The sequence below is a fragment of the Rossellomorea marisflavi genome (assembly GCF_009806575.1).
Classification (GTDB): domain Bacteria; phylum Bacillota; class Bacilli; order Bacillales; family Bacillaceae_B; genus Rossellomorea; species Rossellomorea marisflavi_A.
On record NZ_CP047095.1, the window covers coordinates 2,915,735 to 2,929,477 of the forward strand.

Below are 13,743 nucleotides of genomic sequence, written 5' to 3' on the forward strand. Positions count from 1 at the left end.
ATTCATCCTGAGTATTGCATTCTGCCGGTGCGTTTGATAAAATATCACTTGTTCTTATTAGTTAGGAATATACACGAGTCAAATAGAATCTCGAACCTTTTGTAGGAGGTGACAGAAATGCCAAACATTAAATCAGCTATCAAACGCGTGAGAACAAACAACGAACGCAACGTTAAAAATGCAGCTGTGAAATCTTCAATGCGTACTGCAATCAAGAAAGCAGAAGCGGCAGCTACTAATAACGAAGATAACGCTCAAGAACTAGTGAAAGTAGCCGTGAGCCAGCTTGACAAAGCAGCTCAAAAAGGTTTGATCCACAAAAACACTGCGGATCGCCAAAAAGCTCGCCTAATGAAAAAAGCGAACTAATGAAAAAACCATTCCGTTTGATGATCGGAATGGTTTTTTTGTGTTTATATGTTCTTTTATTTTGTGAAGATGGGGATTGAGGTGGAACGTTGACCGTTCCTTTCCGCTCCAGGCGCTTGCTTTCCGCGGGGAGGAAGTCGAGCCTCCTCGGCTGCGCCTCCGGGGTCTCGAGCTTTCCTCACTTCCCGCCGGAGTCAAGCGCCTTCCGCTTCAATCCACTCTGTTATTCTCGATGGGGTTTCCCATAAAAAAAACATCCTGCTATTCAAATCTTGAACATACACTTCTTTGTAAATGAGGCTAACTGGAACGTTGACCGTTCCTTTCCACTACAAGCGCTTGCTTTCCGCGGGGAGGAAGTCGAGCCTCCTCAGCTGCGCCTCCGGGGTCTCGAGCTTTCCTCACTTCCCGTCGGAGTCAAGCGCCTTCCGCTTCAATCCACTCTGTTATTCTCGATGGGGTTTCCCATGAAAAAAACATCCTGCTATTCAAATCTTGAACATACACTTCTTTGTAAATGAGGCTAACTGGAACGTTGACCGTTCCTTTCCACTACAAGCGCTTGCTTTCCGCGGGGAGGAAGTCGAGCCTCCTCGGCTGCGCTTCCGGGGTCTCGAGCTTTCCTCACTTCCCGCCGGAGTCAAGCGCCTTCCGCTTCAATCCACTCTGTTATTCTCGATGGGGTTTCCCATGAAAAAAACATCCTGCTATTCATTTCTAGTACGTTCATTTTCATTTTTACTGGGTCTTGATAATGAATCGTTCTAATTATTCATACTGTGCATGTCATGCATTTTCCCCTTCACAGTGCATGCAGCTTTAAGAGGAAGAGCTCGATCATGAGTTCTTTTTTGATTTTTCCGGATTTGATTTCGTAATCTCCTTGAGAGAGGAGGTCGATGATGCGGGACAGCTGCGCGTCGTCGAAGTGTTTTGCCTGTCCTGCGGCGAGCTTCACCCTGAAGGGGTGGACCTTTAGGTTGGTGGCGATTTTTTGCTGGCCGTAGCCCCTTCGTGACAGCTCCTTCACTCCATAGATCAAGCGGAACTGGCCGGCAAGGATGGCCAGGATCTTAAGGGGCTCTTCGTTCTGCTTCAGGAGGTCGTAATAGATCCTGAGTGCCTCGTCGGTACGCCTTTGGACGACCTTGTCCACGAGGGCGAAGATATTCTGCTCAAGAGAACGGGCCGTAAGCTTTTCCACGACGGCGGCGTCGACGAGGTTCGTGTCGCTCGCATAGAGGGACAGCTTGTCCAGTTCCTGGGTAAGCATCATCAGATTGGTCCCGGCAAGATTGATGAGAAGTTCAACTGCTTCTTCATCGATCTGAACCCCATGCGTCGTGGCGCGTTCGCGGATCCACGATTTCAGTTCCTGTTCCGACAGCTTCTTGGCCTCTACCACTTCTCCGGCTTTTTTCAAGGCTTTCGTGATCTTTTTCCGCTCATCCAGCTTTTCATAGTGAGCTGTGATGACAAGGATCGTATAGGGGGCCGGTGACTGTATGTAATCTTCCAGGCGCTTCACGTTGTGCTCCACTTTCCCCTTTGATTTCTCCGAGGTGAGGAAGATGGGGTTCTGAAGGATCACGACTCTCCTCTCGCCCATGAATGGAAAGGTTTCGGCATCTTCAATCGCCACTTCCACCGGTGTTTCTTCCAGATCATAGGTCGAAAAGTTGAAGTCCATCTCTTCTTCCGTGATGGCATGGGATATGATCCTTTGCCGGGTTTCATTAATAATAAATGATTCATTTCCGTAAACTAAGTAAATCGGGGAGAATCGGGCATTCTCTATTTTCTTCCAGATATCGATAACCAAGACAGCACTCTCCAATATTTCTTTCTATCCCTCTATGGTAGAAAAGCTTTACCCATTTGGCAAGTGGAAAAGGGGACGCCCACCGTAAAGGACACCCCCTATATCTATATTAACGCGACAGCAAAAGACCTAGGAACCTTGAGCTGCAGCGGTATTTCCCTCATGTGGATTAGTGTCACCCCATGCCTCGGTCTTATGGGTGACAACTCTTGTCAGTAAAGGAAAATGTAAAGTGAAAGTATAGATTTTTACCGGGTGATGCTCTATACTAAAATAGAAATAGGAGGGGTAAAAGTTGAATCAATTCGAAAAGAACGTACAATCGAAACGTAATGATGCAGTAGATTCAGGCGTCGGCTTTGTTGTCTCTTTTGGCTTCTTCGCTGTCATGTTCGTAATTGCAACCGTTATCAAACTCATCGGTTCATAAAAAGAACAGGAAGGAGGCAGACCAAAAAGGGTCACGGTTCTTCAATTCCCGTATATGGTACTCACCGAAGTATCCTACACATGACTTGAAGCTCCATGACGCTTTTACCGGTCTGCCTTTTTTTCATACTCCCATCCTATGGCCGATGGGCGGAAAACGTTCCGCGTCCCCTCCAAAAACGATAGGTCACCGCCCCATCGTCCGCCGTGTTATAGATTTTTACGCCCCTGTTCCCCAGGCGCTCCACCACATCCGGGTGCGGGTGACCGAATCGATTGTCCTTTCCGGCTGAAATGATGGCCACTTGGGCATCCACCTTTTCCAAAAATTCCTCCGACGTACTCGATGCACTGCCGTGGTGCCCCACCTTCAGGACGTCCGCTTCAACGTTGTACCGCCGGATCATCTTCCGTTCCCCGCTTTCTTCCAGATCACCGGTAAAAAGCCATTTCATCCCGCCGATATGGGCATAGATCACAAGGGAGTCATCATTCCCCTCATACACCTGGTCATCGGGGAAAGGATGGAAAAGGAGCTGTCCCCCGCCTGCCACGCGTCCCCCAACTTCGCTTCCCGTACGACACTCCCCCCTGCAGCAATCATGACATTCGCCATCACTTCCTTTTGCCCGCTCCCAGGTGAGATCCATATTTCTTTTACATCCAGTCCTTCCAGCACATCCACCGCTCCACCTACATGATCAAGATCGCCGTGGGTAAGGATCAGTTTGTCTACCGACCGGATGCCCTTGCTTTTCAAATAGGGCACTACGATATCTTTTCCCGTCGAGAATGCTTTTTTCCTCTCCTCCCACTCTTCCTGCGGGAAAATCAGATTCCCTCCTGTATCGATCAGATACGTTCCCTGATTGAAAGGAAGATCGATTAGAATCGCATCCCCCTGCCCGACATCGATGAACGTGATCTCTCCGTATGGACGGTACGTATTCCATATAAGATGCAGACTGATGAAAGAAACAAGGATCACCGTGGATTGCATCCATCTCCCTTTTTCCACGAGCAAAAAACCCGCCCATATGATGACGAAGTAACCGGCTATCAAGATCGCGTGCGGCTTGCCCAGAATGAGCGTACTGAACGGGAAGGAAGCAAGGAACACGGAGAAACGATCCGTCCACCAAAGCAGGGATTGGAATATATCCATGGCAAAGGGAAGATGGATGCCCATGACCGTTGCAGCATACAGAAGGAAAGCCATGGGGAGGATGACGAGGGAATAGAGTGGAACGTAGAGGAGATTCGTCACAAATCCAATCAAGGAAAACTCAAAGAAGTGATGGAGGATGAAAGGCAAGGATGCCACCTGGGAAACGAAGGTCACCTTAATGGCCTGCAGAAGGGTTGAAGAGCTCGAGAGGATCCGGTTGGAAGAGAGGACGAGAGAAAAACTGACAAAGAAGGACAGCTGGAACCCGGCATGAAACAAGAGGAAGGGGTCATTAAAGACCATTATACTGAAGATGAGGCTGAGACTATCGAGAGTCTTGATCCCAAGGAAGGCTTTTTGCCCCAGGAGAATGACGATGAGCATGGACGAAGCCCTCACGACAGATGGTGCGGCACCCGTCATGACCATATAGCACAGAAGGAATACAATCACGACCCACCCTGCCCGTTCTTTCCGAAGTCCCGCCCTGAGAAGAAAGAAGAAGACTCCAGCCGAGATGAGGCCTACATGAAGACCCGAGATTGCAAGCAGATGAACGACACCGAGGGCTCTGTAGGCCTCCATTGTCTCTTCTGCTATCTCTCCCGTTTCTCCGAATAGCAAGGCCTGGGTGATGCCGACCGCTTCAGGTGGAAAGGACGAAGCGATCAACTTCAACCCCTCCGCCCGGACCTGTACAAGCTTATCGCGCCAACTGTTTGATGGGACGCACGTGCTGAAAGAATCGACTTTTAGGGTCCAATACGTCTTCTGCTGATACAGATATTCCTTGTAATCGAATAAATTTGGGTTCCCACTCCCGTTTGGTGCCTGGAGTTCCCCTGTTACGTTACAGGCCGTTCCGGGGGATATCGATGAGAAACGCTCTTTTTCTGATGGGGATGACAAGTAATAGGTGAGGGCTGCCGATTCCCCTCCGATGTCAATGGAAGAAGAGAAGCGGTTTCCATCAATGGATGGGATGTTCGTTATGGTGATCATGAAGGTGGTTTGATCTTGAGAAAGGAGGCTGAAGCGGCTGTTCTGTTGGTAGAGGCCGTTCAAGTATGAGAGGAAGATAAGGAAGGAGCAAAGGAAGATCCGCGGGGATTTCCGTAAGATCAGGGAGAGAAACAGAAGGGAAAGAACGAAAGCACCCCAAACCCATTGAAGTGCCAGAAGCGTCCCTGCCAACACGGAGATCCCTCCGTATAGAAAGAACTCCCTATCGACCCTATTCATTGAACAGTTTCATATATTCCTGTTCATAGTGGCTGACTTTTTCTTCATCCGCCCCGCATGCCCTGAGGTCTTCAATCATCCCGGTGATCATGGCTGCTTTTTCCCGATGATGGACATCGATGCTGTTCTCATCGAATTGAACCTTTTCCACTTTGACTCCCGCCTGTTCAAACAGCTGGATTGCATAAGGATGATTCTTATAATCTTTTGCGTAATAAACCGTTGTGATGCCCGCCTGGATTATGGCTTTGCAGCATTGCAGGCAAGGAAAATGTGTCACATATATATCGGACTGTCCCGAACCGACGCCAAATTTGGCACATTGGAGAAGGGCATTCATCTCTGCGTGGATCGTACGCACACAATGATTATCAATCACATAGCAGCCTTCGTCGATACAGTGGTCTCCGCCTGCGATGGAGCCGTTATATCCTCCTGCAATGATCCTTTTATCCCTTACAATCGTCGCACCGACGGCAAGCCTTGTACAGGTGCTCCTAAGTGCCAGCAAATGACTTTGAGCCATGAAATATTGATGCCACGCAATTCGTTCCATTAATACTCCCCTTTTCTACTGAAATTCGTCTATCGCCGGCTCACCCGGCCTTGTACCAGTGTAGTCATAGAAGCGTCCAACGTCAATTCATTGAACGGTAATCAATTCTTTCAATCGCTCAAACGTCTTCTCTCCGATACCCGATATGTTCTTGATATCGTCCACAGACCTATAGGGCCCATTCTCCTCACGGTATTGAATGAAAGCAGCTGCCTTTGAAGGGCCGATTCCAGGGAGGGTCTGAATCTCTTCTGAGGTGGCAGAGTTGATGTTTACAAGTGCGGCTTCTCCTCCGCTCGTGCCCGAAGGAGAGCCCGGTGGAAGGGGACTCTCCACTTCACCTTTCTTCGGGACATAGACCATCATTTCGTCACTCACCTTCAAAGCTAGATTGACGGCATTCCGGTCGGCATCCTTCGTGAATCCGCCGGCCATCTCCACGACCCCATCGACTCTCTCATGGGGAGACAGTTCATAGAGACCGGGGCGCTCCACCTGCCCTTTGATGTCAACGAAGATCCTGTCATCAGTGGAGACCGTTTCAGCGGGTTGAGGAGCGTCGGTTTCAGGTTCTTTTGCTTCGATGGCGATGGGGGGTTCCTGTTGGGGTGGTGAAGGCTTGAAGAGAAGGAAGAGTGACAGGGCCGCGGCACCTGCCAGGATGAAAAGGAGAGTCCGATATTTCTCAAAAACGTGTAGCAAGGAATCACCTCTTGTAGGGGGTATGGGTAGTTGTCTTACAGAGGGGAGATTGGAAGAATTGCTGTGGTACATGATTCATTCGACACCATCTGAGAAAATCCTTCTTTTTTCTAGGAATAAAAAAACCTGATGATGCGATGATCATCAGGCTTCCGTATTCTTCACGCACGTAAAGAAAATGCGTTCGCTTTCTTCTACAGGTGACTCATCCTTGTAATCTGCCGTGATTTCCTTCACGGTGAATCCCGCTTCTTCGAGCCACGCTTGATAGCGCTGAACCGGATACGTTCTTTGTTTATGAAGCTCTTCCACCCTCTCATAGAGGCCTGTCGCTTCCTCACGCACGAAGAATGTCAGTTCATGCTCGACGCTATGGGGATACTCACCTTTGAAGCTTTCCCAAATATACGAAACCTCTTCATCGGTCAACGTAAAGCTGGAATCCATGAAGATCTCATCCATCTTGAATAGAGAGTGGACATCAAACAGGAAAACACCATCCTGCTCAAGATGAGCATGGACGCTCTTGAAGGTATTCTTCACGCTCTCTTCGGTCTCCAGGTAGTTCAGGGAGTCACAAAAGATGGTCACTACATCATAGGACCCAAGTCCGTCAAGAGCGGCCATGTCCTGATTGAAGAGCGGAAGGGCGACGCCCCTGCGATCCGCCTTCTCCCGGGCGACCATGAGCATGTCTGAAGATAAGTCCACACCGGTGACTTCATAACCGGATTCAATGAGCTTCAAAGAAATTTCACCCGTTCCACAGGCAATATCAAGGACCCGTTTGCCACCGTTTCCATATCGTTCACCATGTGCCTGCACAAAATCCACCCATCCATCATATGGAACATCTTCCATCAGGTGATCATATATGTAGGCAAATCCTTCATAGCTCATGGGTCAGCTTTGTTCTACTTCTACCAATGAAGCATCTCCCCACAGGCGCTCAAGGTTGTAGTAGCCCCTCTCATCTTTGTGGAACACGTGGGCAACGACATCCCCAAGGTCGACAAGGATCCAGCGGGCCTGGTCGAATCCTTCCAGACGACGTACCGTGTGGCCGTTTTCTTCAGCTGTATCCTTCAGTTCCCGGGCAATGGCCTGTACCTGTTTATCAGAGTTCCCGTGGCAGATAAGGAAGTAGTCCGCAATGAGGGAAACACCCTTCATATCAAGGACCACGATGTCTTCTGCACGTTTATCATCTGCGGCTTTGTAAGCCAATTCTAGTAATGTCTGTTCCATATTAACTCCTCCTATCGAAGATCAATCCGTTATAAAATCTGAATGTATCCGGATGGATCGCCTGGTTCTTCTTCATTAAAAATGTCATGGTATTGCGCAGCGAAGCAATCAATGCTTCGTCAAGGGAGGTTTCTGCCATCTCCCTGACTTCCTCTACACCCGGGAACTGCCGGTTCGGTTCAATGTAATCAGCAAGGTAAACGACCTTATCAAGGACGGTCATCTCCCTCTTACCGGATGTATGATTCCGTATCGCCTCCAGCACTTCCTCATCATCGATGCCTACTTCTTTTTCAACAAGATAGGCGCCGACGGGTGCATGCCACAGCTCCGCGTTATAGTCCAGAAGCTCATTACCGAGGTGATGCGAGAGGATGATTTCCTTCATCTCGTCTTTATCCCTGAACTTGGCATAGTCGTGGAATATGGCGGCAATCTCTGCCTTTTTTACATCGGCCCCGTACTTTGCTGCGAGGTGGATGGCGGTTTCCATCACACCGCATGTGTGAATGTAACGATGTTCCGTTAAATGCTCTTTCACGATTAAAAGGGCTTCTTCCCTATTCATACAGTTTCTCCCCCTTTATCAATCGATAGACGTCATCGGGAACAAGATAGCGGAAGGACCGCTTCTCTTTCGCAAGGTTTCTGATCCTTGATGAAGAAATGTCAATGGCGGGAATCTCCAATGAAGTAATCTCATACGGACTGTCAGTGGAATACAGCGGACGGTTGACACCGATGAAAGTGATGGTTGACAGTAGTTCATCAATCTCCTTCCACTTTGGAAGGTATTCGACCATATCCCCACCGATGATGAATGAAAACTCATGATGAGGATGCTTTCCCCTCAGAAGCCGCATTGTTTCATAGGTATAGGAAGGACCTTCCCTCTCCAGTTCGATCGTCTCGACCCTGAAATGGCGATGTCCCCTGATGGCTTCCTTGATCATGGCCACGCGCTGGGCGGCCGTCACATGGCTTTCCATCACCTTATGGGGAGGGACCGCGTTCGGCATGAACCAGATTTCATCCAAACCAGCTTGGTCCCTTACCTGTTCGGCCACGATGAGATGACCTATATGGGGCGGATTGAATGTGCCGCCCAGAATCCCGATCTTCATGTTCATCACGACCTTATCTTGGAAGGATTAACGTCTTGTTTTCTTTTGATTCTTTATAAAGGACGACCGTATGACCGATCAGCTGTACAAGCTCTGCCCTGGCTCCTTTTGAAAGGGCCTCGGCCACGTCGTGCTTGTCCATTTCACAGTTTTGAAGGATGCTTACTTTCAGCAGTTCCCTGGCTTCAAGTGCCTCTTCGATTTGGTTGATCATATTTTCATTCACTCCGCCCTTGCCGACCTGGAAGATCGGGTTCAAATGATGGGCTTGTGACCGTAGATATCTTTTCTGTTTACCTGTTAACATGTTGACCTCCTAGTTGCTTTAAAACGATTTTTTTCATAGTTTCTGTGTCGGGGATGACCCCCGTCCACTTCTCAAACGCCAGTGCTCCCTGGTGAACGAACATTTCGAGTCCATTCTGCGTTTGAGCCCCAAGCTCCCGTGCCCGTTTCATGATGGCCGTTTCTAAGGGATTATAGATGATGTCACTGAACAGGGAGCCATCCTTCACCGAATCGAAGGCGAGCGGGGAGTGACCGACCTCCGGGCTCATCCCGATCGAAGTCGTCTGGATGATGATGTCATACCTGTTGACCGCTTCACCCGCTTCATCCATGGGGATGTATGAGGAGGAGATGGCAAACGGGCAGGCTGCAATCATGTCAGCTGCCCTTGCTTCGGTCCGATTGGCGATGTCGATATGCGTCACGCCAATGGATGCGAGGCTGTAGAAGATGGCCTTGGCGGCACCTCCTGCTCCGAGCATCAACACGGACTTGTCTGTCACATCGCCGACCAGCGCCTTCTGCAATCCTTCGACATATCCCGGTCCATCTGTATTATACCCTGTCAGCACCCCGTCATCGTTCACGATCGTGTTGACCGCACCGATGGCTTCCGCAAGGGGATCGATTCGATCAAGGAGCTCCATTACAGCTACTTTATGGGGCACGGTGATATTCACGCCGCGGATCCCGAGCGCCCTAATGCCTTCAATGGCCTGCGGAAGGGCATCCGGGGTGACGTGGAATTTCATATACGTGCCTTCGAGCCCAGCGTCATCCAGCGCTGCTTGATGCATGACCGGGGACATGGAATGGGCGATGGGGTCACCGATGACCCCGTATAAGTGATTCATGACAATCCCCCTAGATCAATGATTTTCTCAGGAAGACGCTGACCCCTTTCGGTACATGGGCCGCGATGGAAGCTCCCGGTTCGTTCACGGTGATCCAACCAAGTCCGGAAAACACGATATCGGTCTTCCCTTCCTTGATCTTGAATTCATGCTTCACAAGCTCAGGGAATGTATCCATATCCTCGATGCGGGGCGGCTGAAGCAGCTCACCTGCGTGATTTTTATAGAGTTCGTCCGCTTTTTCCACCTTCGTCCGGTGGATATTCAGCTCATTGGAGAAATAGCAGGTGAATGCCTGACGGTCTCCCTTCAGGAAATCGAAACGGGAAAGGCCGCCAAAGAATAACGTCTGCTCCGGATTCAACTGGAACGTCCTCGGCTTGATTTCCTTCTTCGGTGTGATGATCTTCAAATCACCTTTGTTCACATAGTGGGCCATCTGATGATGATTGATGATTCCAGGTGTATCGATCAGGTATTCATCATCCCCGAGTGGAATTTGGATCATATCCAAGGTTGTGCCCGGGAAATGCGATGTGGTGATGACGTCCTGTTCCCCTGAAACCTGCTTGATGATGCGGTTGATGAATGTGGATTTCCCTACATTGGTACATCCGACCACATACACATCACGGCCTTCACGGTACTCTTCAATGGCCTGGATCGTTTCTTCGATTCCCTGGCCGCGTGAAGCACTCACCAATTTGACATCGACGGGCTTCAGACCGAGCTGTTTCGCTTCATGCTTCATCCACTGGGTCAGCTTTGAATGCTTGACCGATTTAGGAAGAAGATCCGCTTTATTCCCCACAAGGAGGATCGGATTCGAGCCGACAAAGCGGTGGAGCCCGGGAAGCCAGCTGCCGTTGAAATCAAAAATATCAACGACTTTGACGATCAATCCTTCTGAATCGCCTATTTCATTGAGGATCTTCAGGAAGTCGTCATCCGTAAGGGGAACGTCCTGCACCTCATTATAATGCTTCAGCTTGAAACAGCGCTGACAGATGACTTCATCCTTCTTCAAGGACGATGGGGGTGCATACCCCAATCCTTCCTTGTCTTCCGTCTGAATCTCGACTCCGCAGCCTATACATACAACTTGACTCACTTTTTATCCTCCCAACCGATCATGCCTTTTCGTTTGAAAAAGTTCATGATCCTTCTTTCGACCTTGCGATTGAACTTCGTCATAAATCCATCCGACTGGGCCACCGGGACCACGAGGATGGTGTGGAAACCACTCCGGTTCCCCCCAGCACGTCCGTCAGGAGCTGATCGCCGATCACGACCGTCTCCTCTTTCCTTACGTCCATCTGCCTGATCGCCCGTTTGAATGCTCGTCCCATGGGCTTCCGTGCCTGGAAAATGAACGGGACACCGAGCGGATCGGCAAAAGAACCGACACGCATCCTGTTATTGTTGGAAACGATCGTCACAAGGATCCCGTGTTCCTGCATCTCCTTGAACCATTGAATGAGCTTAGGGGTGGCATTCGGGCGATCCCATTCGACCAGCGTATTGTCAAGGTCCGTGATGATTGCCTTGATTCCTTTTTCTTTCAGATCCTCCGGCCGGATCGCAAATATATCCTGTACCTGTTCATCAGGCAAAAATTGTTTTAACAAAGCAAACACCTCATATTTATAATCATTTGACATCTCGGGTCTTCCGCACACTTACTGTATAACAGATTAATGATAACCAATTTCCCCATGACTTTCAAAGTAAACCCGCATGTATTCGATGGAAAGGGAAAATATGTGAGGAAAATCAAATATTTTTCGACAAAATTCAACTTTGCTCTCGACTGTGGATAACGTTATACACATTATTCACTTACGAATCACCCAATATTTTACCAGTTGTATACAGGTTAACCACAAGATATCCACGGAGACATGTGGATAAAGGAACAGTTGTTCTGTCTTTTTAATTTTGGTAAAGTTTAGTTACAGCAAGAGCACGGTAGTAAAAGTATGGGAGGTGGAGTCATGAGGAAATTATCCGATGAATTGTTGATCGATTCCTATTATAAGGCCAGAGAATTAAATCTCAGCAAAGAATTCATTCGCCTCATCGAAATGGAAATTCACCGACGTTCCCTTACGAATAAAATCAAGGCTTCATCTTAATACGGATAAACGGGACGGATGCTCATCCGTCCCGTTTATTTTGACATGAAGCTACCCAAATGCTCCCCGACCCTTACTTCACGAGGGGCGGTATCCCCGTCGAAGGAGAAGCGCCCTTTTTCAAACAGAAGGATCACGGTGGACCCGAAGCTGAAGTAGGCGACTTCCTCGCCCTGGATCCATTCGTTCCGATCCACGACGTAATCGACACTGTTAACGAACATGGCCCCGACTTTGACAACGGCCATCCTTCCTCCGGGATGACGCAGCTCCGTGATGGACCGATAGTTCTTTGATAAGGTTTCCTTTCCGTAACGGAGGCCGAGTTCGTTGACGGGATAGGAGTGCTTTCCGAGCTCCCATCTGCCGATGACCTCTCCGTTTGCCGGACTGTGGATGCGATGGTAATTAGCAGGGCTCAGGTAAAATACGGCGAAGGATCCCCCATATACGGTGCTGCTTTCTCATCAGAACCCAACATATCCAGGATGGAGTAAGGCTTGCCTTTCACCGTTACTTCGAGCTGATCCGTGATCACACCCGTTTCTGCCATGACACCATCCACGGGACTGACCACAGCGGCCTCCCCTGCCTGGATCGTCCGTGCGCCCGGTTTCAGCCTGCGGATGAAGAATTCATGAAGACTCGGATAGAGTTCGATGGACTGCTCCATTTCTTCCGTATTGATCCCGTAGGTTTTGGCAAACGAAGGAATCAGCTTCCTGCTTGCTTTTGATCGAACAAACCGACGGAGCAAAAAAGAGGACCACTTTTTATTCGTCAGTTCGATGCACAACCGGTAAAGAGATTGCTTCAACAACTTCCAACTCCTTTATCGTCAACAGGGATGGGCACAGCCCAAAAGTCCCAGACATTTGAAAAAAGTACGATTTTTGAAAAACCCTTAACGTTCACAGTTTAATAAGTATATAATAAAACAATGTCATATACTATATCTTATATTATCTTTTTCTTTGAATAAGGAGTGAGGTTCATTGTTTCTCTCCGAAGCACTTGATCAAACCGTAAAAAAACTGAAAGCCCATGCAGCCAATTTCGTGACGCTGCTCAACCTGTCACTTGGCGGATTCGCCATCGTCTCCGTCCTGCATAACCAGCCTCACCAGGCCTTATTATTCATCTTCATCGCAGCCCTCACCGACCGTTTCGACGGGATGGTCGCCAGGAAGCTGAACGTCGAGTCAGACCTCGGGAAGCAGCTCGACTCCATGAGCGACATCGTTTCATTCGGAGTAGCCCCCGCTGTACTCATGTACTACGCAGCACTCCAGTCATTGGGCGTGGTCGGGGCTTTCTTCATGATTTTCTACATCGGATGCGGTGCCTACAGACTCGCCCGTTTCAACATCACAGAGAATGCCGGTTACTTCACGGGGCTTCCCATCACGGCCGCAGGCTGCCTTGTGACCTTGTCGTACCTGGCCATCCCCCATGTACCGGCAGGAATCATCCTGACGACGATGATCCTCATGTCACTCTTGATGGTCAGCCCTTTCACCATTAAAAAAGTGTAACACACATCATAAGAACGAAAGGATCCCCGGTTCACGTATGTATGAACCGGGGATCCTTTTTTATACGTATCATACCAGGGTGCATCCCCGCCTAAGGAGCACCGCGGCAGCCCCTATTGATCAACAGCAGCAGGTCGTATAGTACCACCAGCCTCCGAAAAGGAAAAGCAAGATCAACAGGATGACACCGAGGGCGAACAGATAGCCGCCTCCACCGTAGTAACCTGGATAGCCCGGTCCATAGCATGGATATCCGTACATGGGTTTCCCC

General features: G+C 49.3%; 17 protein-coding genes and 2 pseudogenes. 4 read left to right on the forward strand and 15 right to left on the reverse strand.

The window, feature by feature from the left end; translation table 11 throughout:
- The first annotated feature begins 117 nt into the window (after positions 1 to 117).
- Positions 118 to 369, forward strand: a complete 252-nt coding sequence (gene rpsT, locus D5E69_RS15220) for a 30S ribosomal protein S20 (protein WP_048006153.1) — start codon at positions 118 to 120, stop codon at positions 367 to 369.
- Between the two features lie 802 nt (positions 370 to 1,171).
- On the opposite strand, the gene holA is transcribed toward rpsT, so the two are convergent.
- Positions 1,172 to 2,191: a DNA polymerase III subunit delta gene (holA, locus tag D5E69_RS15225; protein ID WP_048006154.1), complete on the reverse strand. Its 1,020-nt coding sequence runs from the start codon at positions 2,189 to 2,191 to the stop codon at positions 1,172 to 1,174.
- Positions 2,192 to 2,486: 295 nt separating this feature from the next.
- Between holA and D5E69_RS15230 the strand changes: the two genes are divergently transcribed.
- The gene (locus D5E69_RS15230) at positions 2,487 to 2,621 is read left to right on the forward strand and encodes a YqzM family protein (RefSeq protein ID WP_048006155.1); all 135 of its coding nucleotides are present in this window, start codon (positions 2,487 to 2,489) and stop codon (positions 2,619 to 2,621) included.
- A 136-nt stretch (positions 2,622 to 2,757) separates the two neighbouring features.
- Here D5E69_RS15230 and D5E69_RS15235 read toward each other — a convergent pair whose 3' ends face one another.
- From D5E69_RS15235 to D5E69_RS15290, 12 genes and pseudogenes are all read right to left on the reverse strand, one after another.
- Positions 2,758 to 3,126, reverse strand: a complete 369-nt coding sequence (locus tag D5E69_RS15235) for a ComEC/Rec2 family competence protein (RefSeq protein WP_213085551.1) — start codon at positions 3,124 to 3,126, stop codon at positions 2,758 to 2,760.
- A complete protein-coding gene (locus tag D5E69_RS15240) occupies positions 3,096 to 5,030 on the reverse strand; it encodes a DNA internalization-related competence protein ComEC/Rec2 (protein ID WP_159129880.1) in 1,935 nt (644 codons plus the stop codon). The genes D5E69_RS15235 and D5E69_RS15240 overlap by 31 nt, the downstream gene beginning before the upstream one ends.
- On the reverse strand, positions 5,023 to 5,586 hold the full coding sequence (locus D5E69_RS15245; RefSeq protein ID WP_048006157.1) for a ComE operon protein 2: 564 nt from the start codon (positions 5,584 to 5,586) through the stop codon (positions 5,023 to 5,025). The genes D5E69_RS15240 and D5E69_RS15245 overlap by 8 nt, the downstream gene beginning before the upstream one ends.
- Positions 5,587 to 5,673: 87 nt before the next feature.
- Positions 5,674 to 6,288, reverse strand: coding sequence for a helix-hairpin-helix domain-containing protein (locus D5E69_RS15250; protein WP_249931500.1), 615 nt, complete (start codon positions 6,286 to 6,288; stop codon positions 5,674 to 5,676).
- Between the two features lie 144 nt (positions 6,289 to 6,432).
- Positions 6,433 to 7,188, reverse strand: coding sequence for a class I SAM-dependent DNA methyltransferase (locus D5E69_RS15255; RefSeq protein WP_048006158.1), 756 nt, complete (start codon positions 7,186 to 7,188; stop codon positions 6,433 to 6,435).
- Positions 7,189 to 7,191: 3 nt separating this feature from the next.
- Positions 7,192 to 7,536, reverse strand: coding sequence for a ribosome silencing factor (gene rsfS, locus D5E69_RS15260; RefSeq protein ID WP_048016276.1), 345 nt, complete (start codon positions 7,534 to 7,536; stop codon positions 7,192 to 7,194).
- Position 7,537: 1 nt separating this feature from the next.
- Positions 7,538 to 8,104, reverse strand: coding sequence for a bis(5'-nucleosyl)-tetraphosphatase (symmetrical) YqeK (gene yqeK / locus D5E69_RS15265; protein ID WP_048016277.1), 567 nt, complete (start codon positions 8,102 to 8,104; stop codon positions 7,538 to 7,540).
- Positions 8,097 to 8,660 carry a nicotinate-nucleotide adenylyltransferase gene (locus tag D5E69_RS15270; RefSeq protein ID WP_048016290.1) on the reverse strand — a complete coding sequence of 188 codons (564 nt, stop codon included), beginning with the start codon at positions 8,658 to 8,660 and terminating at the stop codon, positions 8,097 to 8,099. Before D5E69_RS15270 ends, yqeK begins: the two co-directional genes overlap by 8 nt.
- Positions 8,661 to 8,673: 13 nt before the next feature.
- Entirely contained in the window at positions 8,674 to 8,967 is a 294-nt protein-coding gene (gene yhbY / locus D5E69_RS15275) for a ribosome assembly RNA-binding protein YhbY (RefSeq protein ID WP_048006161.1), read from the reverse strand.
- On the reverse strand, positions 8,954 to 9,802 hold the full coding sequence (gene aroE / locus D5E69_RS15280) for a shikimate dehydrogenase (protein ID WP_048016278.1): 849 nt from the start codon (positions 9,800 to 9,802) through the stop codon (positions 8,954 to 8,956). The genes yhbY and aroE overlap by 14 nt, the downstream gene beginning before the upstream one ends.
- A 10-nt stretch (positions 9,803 to 9,812) precedes the next feature.
- Positions 9,813 to 10,913 (reverse strand): ribosome biogenesis GTPase YqeH, encoded by a 1,101-nt coding sequence (gene yqeH, locus D5E69_RS15285; RefSeq protein ID WP_048016279.1) that lies wholly within the window; start codon positions 10,911 to 10,913, stop codon positions 9,813 to 9,815.
- Positions 10,910 to 11,463, reverse strand: a pseudogene (locus D5E69_RS15290) (YqeG family HAD IIIA-type phosphatase). Before D5E69_RS15290 ends, yqeH begins: the two are co-directional and overlap by 4 nt.
- A gap of 333 nt (positions 11,464 to 11,796) precedes the next feature.
- Here D5E69_RS15290 and sda point away from each other — a divergent pair.
- Positions 11,797 to 11,937: a sporulation histidine kinase inhibitor Sda gene (sda, locus tag D5E69_RS15295; protein ID WP_048006165.1), complete on the forward strand. Its 141-nt coding sequence runs from the start codon at positions 11,797 to 11,799 to the stop codon at positions 11,935 to 11,937.
- Between the two features lie 35 nt (positions 11,938 to 11,972).
- Here the strand turns inward: sda and D5E69_RS15300 are convergent.
- Positions 11,973 to 12,754 (reverse strand): annotated as a pseudogene (locus D5E69_RS15300) (phosphatidylserine decarboxylase).
- A 178-nt stretch (positions 12,755 to 12,932) separates the two neighbouring features.
- Between D5E69_RS15300 and pssA the strand changes: the two are divergent.
- Positions 12,933 to 13,472 carry a CDP-diacylglycerol--serine O-phosphatidyltransferase gene (pssA, locus tag D5E69_RS15305; RefSeq protein WP_048006166.1) on the forward strand — a complete coding sequence of 180 codons (540 nt, stop codon included), beginning with the start codon at positions 12,933 to 12,935 and terminating at the stop codon, positions 13,470 to 13,472.
- A 120-nt stretch (positions 13,473 to 13,592) separates the two neighbouring features.
- On the opposite strand, the gene D5E69_RS23400 is transcribed toward pssA, so the two are convergent.
- Positions 13,593 to 13,733, reverse strand: coding sequence for a hypothetical protein (locus tag D5E69_RS23400; protein WP_162838944.1), 141 nt, complete (start codon positions 13,731 to 13,733; stop codon positions 13,593 to 13,595).
- Positions 13,734 to 13,743: the final 10 nt, after the last annotated feature.